This is a genomic window from Agrobacterium sp. 22-226-1 (genome assembly GCF_053522345.1).
In genome coordinates this window covers 159,630-173,415 of the sequence record NZ_JBNWCP010000001.1, presented here as the reverse complement: position 1 = coordinate 173,415, position 13,786 = coordinate 159,630, and the positions used below count along the sequence as shown (strand labels likewise).

The 13,786-nt window shown below is 57.9% G+C and carries 17 protein-coding genes and 1 tRNA gene; 10 read left to right on the top strand and 8 right to left on the bottom strand.

Annotated features, from left to right (window positions below; all coding sequences use genetic code 11):
* Positions 1–53: 53 nt before the first annotated feature.
* Positions 54–830: an AraC family transcriptional regulator gene (locus ACQZ5K_RS00835; protein ID WP_448739609.1), complete on the top strand. Its 777-nt coding sequence runs from the start codon at positions 54–56 to the stop codon at positions 828–830.
* Here the strand turns inward: ACQZ5K_RS00835 and ACQZ5K_RS00830 are convergent, their stop codons facing one another.
* On the bottom strand, positions 831–1,718 hold the full coding sequence (locus ACQZ5K_RS00830; protein ID WP_448739403.1) for an NAD(P)/FAD-dependent oxidoreductase: 888 nt from the start codon (positions 1,716–1,718) through the stop codon (positions 831–833). It lies immediately after the preceding gene.
* Between the two features lie 154 nt (positions 1,719–1,872).
* On the opposite strand from ACQZ5K_RS00830, the gene ACQZ5K_RS00825 reads away from it, so the two are divergent.
* On the top strand, positions 1,873–2,331 hold the full coding sequence (locus tag ACQZ5K_RS00825) for an Rrf2 family transcriptional regulator (RefSeq protein ID WP_020808452.1): 459 nt from the start codon (positions 1,873–1,875) through the stop codon (positions 2,329–2,331).
* 71 nt (positions 2,332–2,402) lie between these two features.
* On the opposite strand, the gene ACQZ5K_RS00820 is transcribed toward ACQZ5K_RS00825, so the two are convergent.
* The gene (locus ACQZ5K_RS00820; protein WP_003524488.1) at positions 2,403–2,720 is read right to left on the bottom strand and encodes a hypothetical protein; all 318 of its coding nucleotides are present in this window, start codon (positions 2,718–2,720) and stop codon (positions 2,403–2,405) included.
* A 72-nt stretch (positions 2,721–2,792) separates the two neighbouring features.
* Entirely contained in the window at positions 2,793–4,205 is a 1,413-nt protein-coding gene (locus ACQZ5K_RS00815; RefSeq protein ID WP_448739402.1) for an aminotransferase-like domain-containing protein, read from the bottom strand.
* A gap of 116 nt (positions 4,206–4,321) precedes the next feature.
* Between ACQZ5K_RS00815 and ACQZ5K_RS00810 the strand changes: the two genes are divergently transcribed.
* Positions 4,322–5,197 carry a DMT family transporter gene (locus ACQZ5K_RS00810; protein ID WP_448739401.1) on the top strand — a complete coding sequence of 292 codons (876 nt, stop codon included), beginning with the start codon at positions 4,322–4,324 and terminating at the stop codon, positions 5,195–5,197.
* A gap of 12 nt (positions 5,198–5,209) precedes the next feature.
* Here the strand turns inward: ACQZ5K_RS00810 and ACQZ5K_RS00805 are convergent, their stop codons facing one another.
* The 4 genes from ACQZ5K_RS00805 to ACQZ5K_RS00790 form a co-directional block, all read right to left on the bottom strand.
* Positions 5,210–6,322, bottom strand: a complete 1,113-nt coding sequence (locus ACQZ5K_RS00805; RefSeq protein WP_035240397.1) for a glycoside hydrolase family 25 protein — start codon at positions 6,320–6,322, stop codon at positions 5,210–5,212.
* Positions 6,323–6,500: 178 nt separating this feature from the next.
* Entirely contained in the window at positions 6,501–6,689 is a 189-nt protein-coding gene (locus ACQZ5K_RS00800; protein WP_059759498.1) for a YegP family protein, read from the bottom strand.
* Positions 6,690–6,747: 58 nt separating this feature from the next.
* On the bottom strand, positions 6,748–7,473 hold the full coding sequence (locus ACQZ5K_RS00795) for a type 1 glutamine amidotransferase (protein ID WP_448739400.1): 726 nt from the start codon (positions 7,471–7,473) through the stop codon (positions 6,748–6,750).
* A gap of 138 nt (positions 7,474–7,611) precedes the next feature.
* Positions 7,612–8,061: a DoxX family protein gene (locus tag ACQZ5K_RS00790; protein ID WP_003524478.1), complete on the bottom strand. Its 450-nt coding sequence runs from the start codon at positions 8,059–8,061 to the stop codon at positions 7,612–7,614.
* A gap of 145 nt (positions 8,062–8,206) precedes the next feature.
* On the opposite strand from ACQZ5K_RS00790, the gene ACQZ5K_RS00785 reads away from it, so the two are divergent.
* Both ACQZ5K_RS00785 and ACQZ5K_RS00780 read left to right on the top strand, forming a co-directional pair.
* Entirely contained in the window at positions 8,207–8,512 is a 306-nt protein-coding gene (locus ACQZ5K_RS00785) for an Rdx family protein (protein WP_003524477.1), read from the top strand.
* Positions 8,513–8,631: 119 nt separating this feature from the next.
* Positions 8,632–8,718 (top strand) — tRNA-Leu (locus tag ACQZ5K_RS00780).
* A gap of 186 nt (positions 8,719–8,904) precedes the next feature.
* Here the strand turns inward: ACQZ5K_RS00780 and ACQZ5K_RS00775 are convergent.
* Entirely contained in the window at positions 8,905–9,315 is a 411-nt protein-coding gene (locus tag ACQZ5K_RS00775; RefSeq protein ID WP_448739399.1) for a pilus assembly protein N-terminal domain-containing protein, read from the bottom strand.
* A 415-nt stretch (positions 9,316–9,730) separates the two neighbouring features.
* Here ACQZ5K_RS00775 and ACQZ5K_RS00770 point away from each other — a divergent pair, with 415 nt between their 5' ends.
* The 5 genes from ACQZ5K_RS00770 to ACQZ5K_RS00750 all read left to right on the top strand — a co-directional run bounded on the left by ACQZ5K_RS00770 (position 9,731) and on the right by ACQZ5K_RS00750 (position 13,753).
* Positions 9,731–9,913, top strand: coding sequence for a Flp family type IVb pilin (locus tag ACQZ5K_RS00770; protein WP_196378158.1), 183 nt, complete (start codon positions 9,731–9,733; stop codon positions 9,911–9,913).
* Positions 9,914–9,987: 74 nt separating this feature from the next.
* The gene (locus tag ACQZ5K_RS00765) at positions 9,988–10,500 is read left to right on the top strand and encodes an A24 family peptidase (RefSeq protein WP_142780024.1); all 513 of its coding nucleotides are present in this window, start codon (positions 9,988–9,990) and stop codon (positions 10,498–10,500) included.
* Between the two features lie 117 nt (positions 10,501–10,617).
* A complete protein-coding gene (gene cpaB, locus ACQZ5K_RS00760; protein WP_127756704.1) occupies positions 10,618–11,424 on the top strand; it encodes a Flp pilus assembly protein CpaB in 807 nt (268 codons plus the stop codon).
* An 11-nt stretch (positions 11,425–11,435) separates the two neighbouring features.
* Positions 11,436–13,004 carry a type II and III secretion system protein family protein gene (locus ACQZ5K_RS00755; protein ID WP_424243863.1) on the top strand — a complete coding sequence of 523 codons (1,569 nt, stop codon included), beginning with the start codon at positions 11,436–11,438 and terminating at the stop codon, positions 13,002–13,004.
* 56 nt (positions 13,005–13,060) lie between these two features.
* Positions 13,061–13,753 carry a CpaD family pilus assembly protein gene (locus ACQZ5K_RS00750; RefSeq protein WP_448739398.1) on the top strand — a complete coding sequence of 231 codons (693 nt, stop codon included), beginning with the start codon at positions 13,061–13,063 and terminating at the stop codon, positions 13,751–13,753.
* Positions 13,754–13,786 lie beyond the last annotated feature (33 nt).

Here is a 13,786-nt window from a genome sequence, read left to right as displayed (position 1 = left end):
TAGCGCCTCGGGGCGTCGGCGATCTTGAACGTTCGTGCAAATTCGAAGGGATCGTGCAGGCGCCCTCCAGCGAAGGCATAGAACGCATCGAAGCGCGCTTTCATGGCAATGCCTATGCGCCGCACCGTCATGATACCTATGCGCTGGGTGTCACGCTTTCCGGCGTCCAGACCTTTTCCTATCGGGGGAAATCGCATTTCAGCACACCCGGAAAGATAATCGTGCTGCATCCGGACGAAGTTCACGATGGCGGCGCAGGCACCGATGAAGGCCTGCGCTACCGAATGCTTTATCTTCCGCCCGAAAAAACGACTGAGGCGGGATGTAATGCGCTGCCCTTCGCCCAGAACCCCGTCATCGAGGATGAGGAATTCCGGCAATGCCTCATCGAGGCGCTTGGCAATCTGGAAGGCGAGCCGGACAATCTGCTTCTCACCGACTGGCAGTCGAGACTGGCGGATTTGCTCTGGAAACATTCAAACGGAAGCGCCAGAACCATCAAACGGATCGACCGGATCGCCGTTTTACGATGCCGGGACTATCTGCTGGAGAATAGCGCCGACGCCGTCGGCTCTGAAGAGCTGGAACGGATAAGCGGGCTCGACCGCTTCACGCTCTTTCGGCACTTTCGCTTGCTGTTCGGCACCAGCCCGCACCGTTATCTCATCATGCGCCGACTGCAGAAATGCAAGGACATGATGCGTGCGGGTGCGGGCCTTGCGGAAACGGCATTTGCCTGCGGTTTTGCGGATCAGGCGCATTTTACCCGACATTTCAAAAATGCCTTCGGCATGCCGCCGGGACGCTGGCTCAATCTTGTTTCGCATTGATCACCCCGGAAACAGGATCGACCGGTGAGCCGCAGCACCCGCCATGGCGCCGTCTCCCACCGAAAGGGCGACCGAGCCGGCAGGCCTTGCCGCATCGCCGCAGGCGAAGATGCCGCGGGCGGTGGTCTGTTTCATGGGATCTGTCGCGATGGTCGATCCCATCGGCCCCTCCTCCACGGCGCAGCCAAGTTTTTCCAGCCAGTTCGAGGCGATACGCAACTTCGGCTGGGTGAAAAGGCCGGCCAATGCGATGCTGCGTCCATCCGCCAGAACGACATCCGCATGCCCCGTAATTTCCCGGATGCGGGTTGTTTCCACCCGCACACCCCGGTCCGACAACAATGCTTGCTGATCCCCATCCGGCTCGAATACGCCATTGGTGAAAAAGGTCGTCTCGCCCCAGTCGGGCAGCATCAATGCGTGATGAATGGCCAAAGGTGAAGCGGCGATGACGCCGATCTTTCCCTGATTGAGCTCGTAACCATGGCAATAGGGGCAATGGAAGACCGAAGAGCCCCAACGCTCTTTCAGCCCGGCAATAGCAGGCAATTCATCGGCGACGCCCATGGCGAGGATCAGCCGGTTCGCTGTCTCACGGCGTTTGCCATCGATCTCGATTACAAAATCGCCGAAGGCGCCTTCGGCATCGGTCACCCTGCCCTCAGCCCAATCTATGGTCGGATAACGTTCGATCTGGCGGCGCGCCTCGGCGATAATTTCACCCGGTGCCTTGCCATCCTGGCCGAGAAAACCGTGGGAATGGCTGGCGAAACGGTTTCTCCGTTCACCGGCATCCACCACCAGAATGTTTTTTCTGGCGCGTCCAAGCTGCAGGGCGGCCGAGAGGCCGGCATAGCTACCGCCGATAATGATGACGTCGAATTTCATGATGCACCCATCGTTTCAGGAAAGAGGCGGAAGCGCCCGTTCATTTCACGACACTTATATTGTTACGTGATTTTCGGAGTCAATAGTCACGCAACTTATATTGTTACGTCACATCGAAAGTGATAGCGTCGGTGTAAACAGACGGGTTTGGACAATGAGACACGACACGCGCCTTTCACGGGTGCTGCATATTCTGATCCATATGGAAAATCATAAGGGTGCGGCGACATCCGAGAGCATCGCGGCGATGCTTCAGACCAATCCGGTGGTGGTGCGCAGGACGATGGCCGGCTTGCGCGAGCATGGTTATGTCTCGTCGGAAAAAGGCCATGGCGGTGGGTGGGTGCTGGCGCGGCCGCTCAGCGAAATCACGCTGCTCGATATTTACCGGGCGCTTGGGGCGCCGGAACTGTTCTCGATCGGGCTGGCGGGCGACAACCCGAACTGCGTCATCGAACAGGCCGTCAATGCAGCCCTTTTCGACGCCATGAAAGAGGCGGAAAACATTCTGCTATCCCGTTTCGGGAGCATTGCCCTTTCGCAACTGGCACAGGAATCCATCAGCCGTTGGTCCAGGGTTTCCAACCACCCTTCCGCGATGGAGCAGCTTTAGGGCGCGGATGAGGGCCGCAAAGAAAAACCGCCTGCCCGGAGGCAGGCGGTTTTATCATATCAGTAAGCCCGTTACGGCTGGGTCTGCGTGCCGCCCGTATTCGGGCTTGCCGGTGCGGTGTTGTTCGCAGGCGGTGTTGCCGGAGCGGTCGGAGCCATGGGAGCCGGTGCCTGATCCGTTGCCGCAGGCGGCGTGGTGGAGGATGTCGTGGCCGGATCGGTGGTCGGGCCGCTCATCTGCGACCAGGCGAAAACGCCCACCAATACGACGACGATGATTGCCAACCACGGCACCCAGGACGACGACGTTCGGGCACGCGGTTCATTGCTGATATTCACTTCCGGACGAAGATCGCGGTCCGGACGCGGGTTGTTGGGATCGAATGTCATGGTGTTTCCTCCTCTTCATTCTGCGGAGAAAACGACGTTCACGGGATTTTGTTCCGATTCCCTCCAGAACGCTTACAACCGACGAGGTTCGGGCACTTGCTGAAGCGCCTCCGCCAGCACCGTCATGACCTGCGGACCTGCCATTTGCGACACATTGAAACGCATGAAACCGGAGGCGTTCTGCGAGGAACTGAACACATTGCCGGGGGCCAGCACCACCTGCCGCGAAAGCGCCCTGCGCGCCACATCGGCGGCATCAACCCCGTCCGGCAGGCGGCACCATAAAAACATGCCCGCCTGCGGTTCGATCCACGGCACACATCCGACCGACCTCAGACGCGCCGCGACCTCCGGCATCGTTGCCGCAAGACGTTGCCTCAGCGCCTCGACATGCTTGCGGTAACTGCCATCGGTCAAAAGCGACAGGATCAGCGCCGCCGAAAAATGCGTTCCGCCAAAAGTGGTGGCGATCTTGAGGTCGGTCAGGCCTTCCACCCAAGCCATGGGTGCTGCAATGAAACCGCACCGCACGGAGGCCGACAGTGTTTTTGAAAAACTGCCTATCTGGACGACGCGGTTCAGACCATCGAAGGCCGCCAGCCGGGGCGCGGCCTGGGTTTCGAAATCAGCAAAAATATCATCCTCGACGATGGTCAGCCCCACCTGCTCGGCCAGCATCAGCAGGCGATGCGCGGAAACGGCGGAAAGCCTTGCACCTGTCGGATTATGAATTGCGGAATTGGTGATATAGAGCCGGGGCTGATGGTCTTTCAGCGCCTGCTCGAAGAGTGCCAGATCCGGTCCGGTCGGCGTATAGGGAACGCCGACGATCTTCACCCGATGCGCCCGCAACAGAGCGTGGAAATTGAAGTAACAAGGGTCATCGACAACAACCGTATCCCCCGGTTGCAGCAGGAAACGGCACATAAGATCGATCGCCTGCGTGCCGGAATCGGTGAGCATGATCTGGCTGGCGCCCGCCTGCACCCCGTGTTCGGCCAGCCGGCGTGACAGAAGCTGCCGCAGCGGCAGCAGCCCCATCGGGTTGCCATAATCCGTAAGCAGGGCGGCGTCGGCGCGGGCAAGCCCGCGCATCGCCCGCCTCAACGCCTCCTGCGGCATCCACGATGCGGGAAGCCAGCCGCAACCGGGTTTGGCGAGAACGGAACCTTCATCCAGCGCCTGCCGCGAGACCCATAAAGGATCCACCGCCCTGTCGAGCTGCGGCTCGATATCGGCGAGCGACAGGGGCGCAAGCGGGCCCGAAACGAAAAAACCGGAGCCGGGGCGCGAGCTTATCGTACCATCCGCCACGAGCCGGTCATAAGCCTCGACAACGGTGGAGGTGGATACCTGCATGGCCTTCGCCAGCGCCCTGACCGACGGCAGGCGCGCGCCCGGGACGAGGCTGCGCGAGGCGATGCGTTGCCGCACACTTGCCATTACCTTTTCTATGCGCGTGCCCGCAGCGACTTGTCCGTCCACACTTTCCTCCAACTGTACCGCTTGTGATACCATAACAGTTTGTTGAAATTGTATATGATTGTCGCTGTTCCTGCCAGCCATTCCGGATCAAGAAAGGCAAAACGCAGGAGTTGACGATGGACAAGACGACGAGCGGTTGGCTGAGCGGTCTGACAGGCGTGGTGATATTCAGCGGTTCGCTGCCCGCGACACGCATTGCGGTAACGGGTTTCGATCCGGTGTTCCTGACCGTCGCCCGCGCCAGCATTGCCGGCCTGCTGGCGCTGGCGCTGCTGTTTCTGTTCAGGCAAAGGCGCCCGGCGCGCGATGACCTGACATCGCTTTTCATCGTCTCACTGGGTGTCGTGGTGGGCTTCCCGCTATTGACCGCGCTCGCCCTGCGGCATGTCACCTCGGCGCACTCCATCGTTTTCGTGGGGCTCTTGCCGCTCGCGACAGCAATCTTCGCCGTGCTGCGCGGCGGAGAACGCCCGCGCCCGGTGTTCTGGTTCTTTTCCTGTCTTGGAAGCGCGCTTGTTGCGGGGTTTTCGCTGTCGAATTCGTTTGCCGCCGGGATCGAGGCCTCGCTTGCCGGCGATCTTCTGATGCTCGGCGCAATCATCGTCTGCGGGCTCGGCTATGCGGAGGGTGCTGCCCTTTCCCGCAAGCTGGGCGGCTGGCAGGTCATTTCCTGGGCGCTGGTTCTTTCCCTGCCGGTAATGCTGCCGCTTGCTTTCTTCACCGGGCCGGAAACGCTTGCCGGCATCAACCCGCAGGCCTGGGCGGGCCTTGCCTATGTTTCCCTGTTCAGCATGCTGGTCGGCTTCATCTTCTGGTATCGCGGGCTGGCACTTGGCGGCATCGCAGCCGTCGGCCAACTGCAATTGCTTCAGCCCTTCTTCGGGCTCGCACTTGCCGCAACCCTGCTGCATGAGGAGGTGAGCCCGGCCATGATCGCCGTTACGCTTGTGGTGGTGCTCTGTGTTGCAGGCGCGCGAAAATTCGCGCGCTGATGATTGCCATCGTCAGCTCGAACGGCGGTCCACCCAGCGATGCCATGCGTCCTCGCTGCCATTGAAGACATTGAGATCGATGCGGCCATCGACGCCATGTGACAGGCCGGAACCGGAATATTGCCAGAAAAGCCACTTGCGGCCGGGATAAACCACCGACGGATGCTGGGCGACAGCGCGTAGCCAGAAGGGGTAATCCTGGAATTCGCCCTGGAGGTTGTCCTTGTAAAAATCGGGCGCCGTGTAAATGATCGGCCGCTGGCCATAATGGCGCTCGAGCTTGTCCATGAAGACGCGCATCTTTTCCAGAACGCGTTCGCGGGAATGGCGCATCTTGCAGCTCGATTCGCCGTTATATTCCACGTCGATCACCGGCGGCAGCGCGTCGGGATCGCGCGGTACATTGCGAATGAACCAGTCCGCCTGTTCGCTGGCGTTGCGGCACCAATAGAAGAAGTGGTAAGCGCCGCGGCGAATGCCCGCCTCCTTCGCGCGCTGCCAGTTGGTGCGGAACATCGGATCGAGATGGTCGCCGCCATCCGTCGCCTTGATGAAGGCGAAATTGGCGCCGCGCGTGCGCAGCTGCGGCCAGTTTATATTGGCCTGCCAGCGGGATACATCCACCCCGTGGACCTGAAAATGACGCGGCTGGACCCTGCCGAAATTGATCGGCTTGGCATCACTGAAGCTGGAGCGGAAAATGCGCGAGCGGATCTGCGCACCGGCGCTCGCCGCCGGGGCCGCAGCCATGGCCAACTGCACCGGACGCTCCATCTGGTTGATCGTGGGGCGCTCCGCGGGCCGCACCATTCCCGCCGCCTGTGACGGAACCGGCAAACGGATTTCAGGTGCATTCTGCGTTAACGACGCCCTGGGGGTGACAGCGGAAAAGGCCTTGGGTTCGTCAGGCACCGGCCCGCCCCATGCCAGAACTTCCTGCCGTGGCTGGGCGGCGATGGCCTGGGTACCGACGCCTGCCTGCGGCACCGGTGCGGATGGCGTGACCGAACTCGTCGTTTCCTTCGAGGGCAAGCCGGCCATCAGGCTTTCCGGCCCGGAACTGGACGTGCAGCCTCCAAGCAGGAAGCAACCGAAGAAAAGTGCTGGCACAGCCGATGAACGCATGAGAACCCGTACGCAAAACAAATAGGGGGCACTCTGATGCCGCCCGGAGACCTCGAAATACAAATGCTAACGGAAGATTATCAAAAAAGACTGAATCTTATCTTTACGTCGGCACCCGCCGATGCGCCCGTCATTTCTGGCAGGCGAAACGGTTCGAGTTCTCGCGCAGCGGCGCGGCTCAGGCCGTCATGGCGGTCAGATCGACAGTGTCGGCGCCGGGGGAATTTCTCTTGATCGATTCGATCGCATGGATGGCCGACGCCTTCGCCTTGTATCCTTCCGACGAGAACATTGTTTCCCCGTTGGATGCCTTGAAGCGGAAACGATATTCGCCGGCCTTGTCCTGATAGATTTCGAATTTGTACATGATCTTTGCGCCTCCTTTCGCGCGGTAGTCCATCAGCTGCAACTCTGTTCGGCCTCGATCACTTTCGCAACGGAAAATCGCCGATCTCAATGAGCCGTACCCAGGCTCGAGCGATCTCCAGCCCGGCTGCATCGGCCATTTCTGCGCGCAAGCCACGGTGGTCACGATAATTCTCCAGCCAGCCCGGCGACATTCTTTCGACGGAAGCAGGAAACGCCTGACACCAACCATCAACCACGGCGGTCGAGGCCTCGAAATGGAATTGCGTGCCATAGACCGCCCGGCCGATGCGAAAGGCCTGATTTCGTGTCGCGCCATTGGTCGCAAGCCGCGTGGCGCCCAGCGGAAGCGTAAATGTATCGCAATGCCACTGAAAAATAGGGAAAGTCTTTTCCAGCCCGGCCAATAGCGGATCGGACACGCCCTCTTCCGTCAGGGATATATCCTGCCAGCCGAATTCCGGCGGCCCCGAGAGAATATTCTCTCCCCCATAGGCACGAGCCAGCAACTGGCTGCCGAGGCACACACCCATGACCGCTTTACCAGCATCGCCAAAGGCTTTCATCAGAAGGGTGAGATCGGCAAGATAGGGATAAAGCGCATCGTCAAGCGCGTTCTGTTCGCCGCCCAGAACGACAAGCGCATCATGGTCGGCGGCATCCCTTGGGAGAGGCTCACCCGCATAGGCGCGGATGACATGGATTTCCGCCGCCGCTTCTTCCAGCGCGACGCCGAGCTGCCCGTGCGGCGTACCCGCCATGTTTTCTATGATTGCGACGCGCATAAGACCTCGTGGGGACGACAATGGATTCAACCGGTCAAGAGTGCCGATCGAATCCAGCTTCACCACGAGAAAAATCGATTTTCAAGAGCCGCGACATCGGCAGTGCGACGACAGGTGGATGACCTGACCTGATGCGCCTTAGAATTCACGCGCCAGCTTGGCGTCTGCGGAATGCCGGTTGCCGCCGCGAACCGCGAAGAACAGGAAAATCGCGGCCCAAAGAATCGATTTTTCCGCGCCGCCCAGACCTTCCGCCTTTACGATGCCGTGAAAATAAACCGTTACCAAAAGAACGATCATGGCCGCGAAAGATGCCGGCCGTGTAAACAGGCCGATTGCGACCAGAATTCCGCCGAAAAATTCCGTGGCAGCAAGCAGCGGCGACCAGAAAACGCCGGGATAAAAGCCGAGGCTCTCCACCATGCCGACTGCGCCGAAAGGATTGACGATCTTGCCGAACCCATGGGTGACGAGGAGAAGCCCGGCCGTAACGCGCAGGATCGTCTCCACCAGATCGTGTGTCGCATTATAAAGCGGTGCGACCGCCGGAACGAAAAGACGCTGACGATTATTCTCGAACTGGGCCATAGGATCTCCACGTTTCAGCCTTCGACAGCTTCTCTGTTCGCAAAGCCGCATGATAAGAACAAGCGTACGCCCGGTAAAAACATGAGTATTATAGTTGACATTATCGTGAACATTATTGCCGCCGGGCGGTGAAGGAGACCTGAGGATGACCGAGACCAAACCCCGCATAACCATCCGCTATTGCACGCAATGCAACTGGCTGCTTCGGGCAGGCTGGATGGCGCAGGAAATCCTTCAGACCTTCGCTTCCGATGTCGGCGAAGTCAGCCTCGTTCCCTCAACCGGCGGTCTGTTCGAGATCACCGTGGACGGCACGACCATATGGGAACGCAAACGCGATGGCGGTTTTCCCGGCCCCAAAGAACTCAAACAGAGAATCCGGGACATCATCGACCCGGAGCGCGACCTCGGTCATGTGGACAGAACGAAGCATGAAGGGCTCGACACCTGACCCGGCCACATGTTTCAACAGCCCCAACCAAGTTTTTTCCCTTTAAAATCAATGATCGTCATAAAAGTTCAAAAAGTCTGTTGACACCGGGCGGCTGCCCTCGTACATCGCTCTCCGTCGCCCAGATGGCGGAATTGGTAGACGCGCCAGCTTCAGGTGCTGGTACTCGCAAGGGTGTGGAGGTTCGAGTCCTCTTCTGGGCACCATTCCATTTTTGATCTTAGCCAGATCAAGAACTTAGCCGAAAAAACAGCAACATATAGCCGACCGGTAAACGCCGGGAAGCGTGTTGCTTTTTCGCCTTTTCCACTTACAGAAAAGCGGCGAACAAGCCGCTTCCGTTTTTGCCGGAAGGCCTGTTGTCCTGTCTGAAATATGATCGACCTTGCCTGTTATGGCTGAGCGTCTTTGTCGCCACTATTTTGCGAATGCTGTTCGCAATTCGGCGTACAGGACAGAACGGTCCGCTCCGTCTGGCGGAAAACACGCACCGTATTGCCCTCGTCGATAGAGACGAGAATGCGTTCATCCACGATAGGATTGCCATCGGCATCCAGAAGCACAAGATTGGTCGTGCCGAAACTGCGGCCTGTCAGAACGATCGTGGTGGCATCGGCAACCGTGGCATCGGCGACTTTGGAGTTGCCGACGATAACCTTGCTGACGGCGCGGTCGAGACGAAGGACACGGGCGTGATTCATCGAAACGCGCAATATGTCATCCTCAGCAAAAGCGGGCTGCAGCGAACCCGATATAAAGACGGACAAGCCGATCACAATTTTCGCCAGTTTTCCGGATGACACGCGTTTGGCCCTTGCTCACTACCCGCACTTTATTGCTCCACAGAATGCGCGGTTTTAGTGAATGAAGCGTTAAATGGCGGAAATCCGCAACGAGGATGGTAACCATTCGTAATGTATTGATATTTTCACGCCTCTCCGCCCCGCGTCAAAACTGAACAGCTACGCCTCTTTCAAAGGAAACTTTGCCGAAAGAGAGAAATGGTCAGCGCCTGAATATATTTGTTTATCAGCAAATATAAAAATGCAGACAATACTTTTTGTTTTTATTTACCAAGAGAAACTCATCCTGCCGTTTACTTTGAGTTAATCGTTTTTTTTAAGCGCTTGGAAATCGCTCCGCTGTAGTTTGAACCCAACCGAACAACGGAGAACAGTTGTCGGCGTGCTGAACCAACACAGAGTTAGGAGAGACCCTATGACCAAGATTTTCGCTCGTTTCCTCAAGGATGAATCCGGTGCGACCGCTATCGAATACGGCCTGATTGCGGCCCTTATTTCTGTCGCCATCATCGGCGGCGCCAAGACCCTGGGTACCAGCCTCAGCACCCAGTTCACGAACTTGGGCAGCTACATGAACGTTGCGAAAAACCCAGGTTGAAACTGGATTTCATTGTGTTGCGCTGGCTGCCGTCGGCGCAACACAATCCGTAACCATAGGTAGATTTAAAAATCATGACAGTTGCGGCGATATTCCTTATACTTCCATTATGCCTCAGCTTCGCCGCGCTGAACGACCTCTTCACCATGACGATTCCCAACAGGATACCGCTCATCCTGTTATTTTCCTTTATAATCGTTGCACCAGTTTCAGGCATGGACTGGCAAACTTTTGCCCTTAGTTTTGCCGCTGGCACCGCAGTTTTTGCCGCCTGTTTTGCGCTCTTTGCCGCCAATGTCATGGGCGGGGGAGATGCGAAACTCTTGACCGCCGCGGCGATCTGGTATGGCTTCAATATCTCCGTCATCGAATTCCTGCTCGCAGTGACCTTTATCGGTGGTGCTTTGACGATCGGCATCCTTCTTTTGCGGACACGCTCAAGAGAAATCATGGCGGCCGGAATTCCGGTACCCGATTCCCTGCTTGTGGCAAAAAAAATCCCTTACGGTATCGGCATAGCGATAGCTGGTCTTCTAACCTATGGGGAAACACCACTTGTCAAGGCAGCCATTGCGAGCCTTTCTTGAGTAACCTTGAGCGTTAAGCATCGGTTAACTACAAATCCAAGCATAATATTAACCATAATTATACCAATCGCACGCCATCCTGACGGGAGAAGAATCTGATTCCCTCAAGGATCGAGCATGAAACCGTCGCGTATCGTCATTCTGTCCGTTGCTCTGGTGGCCGCCGGTCTTGCCGGTGTTGTCGCCATGCAAATTTCCGGCGCGAAGCAGGTCATCGAAAAAGCAGAAACGATCATCCAGAAGGAGCCGACGGTCAACGTTCTCGTTTCGTCGGTCAACCTGCCCGTCGGCAGCCGCCTGAACGACAGTTCCGTGCGCTGGACACCGTGGCCACAGGGCAATGTGGTCGACAGTTTCATAACGGAAGCGAAAAGGCCCGACGCCATCACCGAACTCACCGGCGCGGTCGTGCGGCTGCCTCTGTTCGAAGGCGAGCCGATCCGGCCGGAAAAAGTGGTCGATTCCAGCACCCGCATCATGTCCTCCCTTTTGCCGGCCGGAAAACGCGCTGTCGCCACCGAGATTTCCGTCTCGACAGGCGCAGGCGGTTTCGTGCTGCCGAACGACCGGGTCGATGTAATCATGGTCCGCAAGGGCGACAATAATAACTTTCTGACCGAAAATGTTTTGAACAATGTTCGTGTCCTGGCGATCGATCAGCAGATCAAGGAAGGCGAGGACGGAACGTCGGCGGTTGTCGGCGCAACCGCTACACTCGAACTGACCCCGGAGCAGGCAAAGATCATAACGGTGGCGCAACAGATGGCGGATCGTCTCACACTCGCCTTGCGCTCCGTCGCCGATGCACAGGAAAACGACACGCTTTCGGCCGGATATCTTCTCAATGGAGGTTCCGGACAACCGGAAATTCAGGTGATCAAATCCGGCTCGATCGTGAAAAGCGGTCAAGGAGCATCACAATGACCGGGGAGCTCATGACAAACCGTCTAAAACAACGCCTGCGTTCATCGATGGCGGGTGGGCTCGCATTCTGCCTGGCCTTTTCAGGTGTTCCCGGCCAGCATGCCCCCGGGTTTCTGCGCGTCAGCGAAGCAGAGGCGCAAAGCGCGAGCGTCGTGCGGATCACCGAAAGCGGCGCTGGCACTCGCAAGCGCTTGAACCTCGGTTTGAACAAGGCGCTCGTCATCGACCTGCCGGAGGATGCCCACGACATTCTTGTTGCCGATCCAAGTCTTGCCGATGCCGTGACCCGCACATCAAGACGCATCTATCTCTTCGGTAAAACGGTGGGACAGACCAACATCTTCATCTTTGGTGAAAATGGCCGGGAAATCGTCAGCCTCGACCTGGAGGTCGAGCGCGACATCTCCGGGCTCGAGGCCAATATCCGCCGTTTCATTCCGGAGTCGGATATCAAGGTAGAAATCGTTTCGGACAACATCGTTCTTACGGGATCGGTGCGCACACCGCAGGACTCCGCCCGCGCCGTTCAACTTGCCGACGCCTTTCTAAAAGGCGGCGAGGCCACCACCCGCAATATATCGCTGACGGGCGGCGACAATGGCGGCGATGCGGCGATTTTTGCTGAGCGCCGGCAGGTATCGCAAATCGTCAACATGCTGACGATCGAAGGTGAAGATCAGGTGACGTTGAAGGTCACCGTCGCCGAAGTCAGCAGGCAGGTTCTGAAGCAACTCGGCTTCAATGGCTCCATCAGCAGTTCGACAAGCAACAATGGTTTCGAATTCGCAAACCCTTCCAATCTCGGAAATACAATCGACACTGCATCCAGGATCGCCAGCGGTGCAATAGGCTCCGGCTCACTCAGGTTCGCCTCCTATCTTAATGCCATGGAGCAGGCAGGTGTCATGCGCACTTTGGCAGAACCGAGCCTGACGGCAATTTCTGGCGAACAGGCGAAATTTTACGTCGGGGGAGATTTCCGGATCGCCGCGGAACAGGACGTTTCGCTTGACAAGGATACGAATACCACGGTCGTCAAACGTGAGGTGGAAACGGTTGACTACGGCATCACGTTGAACTTCAAGCCTGTAGTCCTTTCACCCGGAAGAATAAGTCTCAAGATAGAGACCAACGTGTCCGAACCGACTTATGAAGGCAATGTCGTCACCGGAAACTACGGGCGAGGCATTCCAGGTTCGACCTACATGTCTGTCCGCAAGCGCGAAACATCCACAACGGTCGAGCTTCCCTCTGGCGGTTCGATCGTGATCGCAGGTCTCGTTCAGGACAATATCCGCCAGGCAATGTCCGGCCTTCCGGGCATGTCGAAAATACCGATTTTCGGCACGCTTTTTCGCAGCAAGGATTTCCTGCGCAACGAAACGGAACTGGTCATCATCGCAACGCCCTATCTGGTGCGGCCCGTTGCCCGCAATCAGATCGCCCGGCCAGACGATAACTTCAATCCGGAAAACGACGCCGCCATGTATTTCATGAACCGCGTCAACAAGGTCTATGGCCGCAAGGATCAGGTTCAGGCCGCGCCCTATCAGGGGTCAGTGGGGTTCATCTACAAATGACGACACGCACACAAAATCCCCTCTTCACAACAAGCCCGGTCAGGGCAGGAAACGTCATGAAGGAACCCTATTCCTCCTTTTCCCCCCACCTTTCCGGAAGACGGACCGGCCTCGTCGTCATTGCCGCGCTTGCCGCCGGCATGTTGCAGGGCTGCGCGCGCGATCCGATGACCACCAACGCCATTCCTGACGATTATCGCACACGCCACCCGATTACCCTGTCGGAAGCGGAGCATTCGCTGGATATTCCGGTCTCGGCCGGCGACAGCCGGCTGACCACAGCGATGGCGGATAATGTCCGCGGTTTTGCCCAGAATTATGCGTCGATGTCGACCGGGATCATCAATATTCAGACCCCGTCGGGATCGGCCAATTCGGCGGCCGCATCGCGAATGGCAAAACAGATCCGCTCGACGCTTTCCGGCGCGGGTGTAGCGCCGGGCAAGATCATGGAGACGCGTTATGCCGCTTCCCCGAATGGCGACGCCTCCCCCATCCGACTGAGCTATGTCGCCGTTACCGCCATGACCGGTCAGTGCGGCCAATGGCCCGAGGATCTCTCGGACAATACCTTCGCCAACAAGAACTGGTACAATTTCGGGTGCGCTTCCCAAAGCAATCTCGCGGCGCAGATTGCCAATCCCATGGATCTGGTCGGCCCGCGCGGTATGAGCCCGATCGATGCCGAGCGCCGAGCGGTCGTCATCGACACCTATCGCGGCAAGACTTCGACCGCGGCAACAGATTGATGCAGACCCAACATTTGTCACGGCAGGAAAGAC

What these genes read in the sequence shown, in the direction of transcription:
- ACQZ5K_RS00795 (WP_448739400.1), bottom strand. Translation starts at nt 7,473, where the DNA reads ATGCGCGTCGCAATCATAGAAAACATGGCGGGTACGCCGCACGGGCAG.
- ACQZ5K_RS00765 (WP_142780024.1), top strand. Translation starts at nt 9,988, where the DNA reads ATGACAGTTGCGGCGATATTCCTTATACTTCCATTATGCCTCAGCTTC.
- ACQZ5K_RS00800 (WP_059759498.1), bottom strand. Translation starts at nt 6,689, where the DNA reads ATGTACAAATTCGAAATCTATCAGGACAAGGCCGGCGAATATCGTTTC.
- ACQZ5K_RS00820 (WP_003524488.1), bottom strand. Translation starts at nt 2,720, where the DNA reads ATGACATTCGATCCCAACAACCCGCGTCCGGACCGCGATCTTCGTCCG.
- ACQZ5K_RS00770 (WP_196378158.1), top strand. Translation starts at nt 9,731, where the DNA reads ATGACCAAGATTTTCGCTCGTTTCCTCAAGGATGAATCCGGTGCGACC.
- ACQZ5K_RS00830 (WP_448739403.1), bottom strand. Translation starts at nt 1,718, where the DNA reads ATGAAATTCGACGTCATCATTATCGGCGGTAGCTATGCCGGCCTCTCG.
- ACQZ5K_RS00810 (WP_448739401.1), top strand. Translation starts at nt 4,322, where the DNA reads ATGGACAAGACGACGAGCGGTTGGCTGAGCGGTCTGACAGGCGTGGTG.
- ACQZ5K_RS00805 (WP_035240397.1), bottom strand. Translation starts at nt 6,322, where the DNA reads ATGCGTTCATCGGCTGTGCCAGCACTTTTCTTCGGTTGCTTCCTGCTT.
- ACQZ5K_RS00755 (WP_424243863.1), top strand. Translation starts at nt 11,436, where the DNA reads ATGACAAACCGTCTAAAACAACGCCTGCGTTCATCGATGGCGGGTGGG.
- ACQZ5K_RS00825 (WP_020808452.1), top strand. Translation starts at nt 1,873, where the DNA reads ATGAGACACGACACGCGCCTTTCACGGGTGCTGCATATTCTGATCCAT.
- cpaB (WP_127756704.1), top strand. Translation starts at nt 10,618, where the DNA reads ATGAAACCGTCGCGTATCGTCATTCTGTCCGTTGCTCTGGTGGCCGCC.
- ACQZ5K_RS00785 (WP_003524477.1), top strand. Translation starts at nt 8,207, where the DNA reads ATGACCGAGACCAAACCCCGCATAACCATCCGCTATTGCACGCAATGC.
- ACQZ5K_RS00750 (WP_448739398.1), top strand. Translation starts at nt 13,061, where the DNA reads ATGAAGGAACCCTATTCCTCCTTTTCCCCCCACCTTTCCGGAAGACGG.
- ACQZ5K_RS00790 (WP_003524478.1), bottom strand. Translation starts at nt 8,061, where the DNA reads ATGGCCCAGTTCGAGAATAATCGTCAGCGTCTTTTCGTTCCGGCGGTC.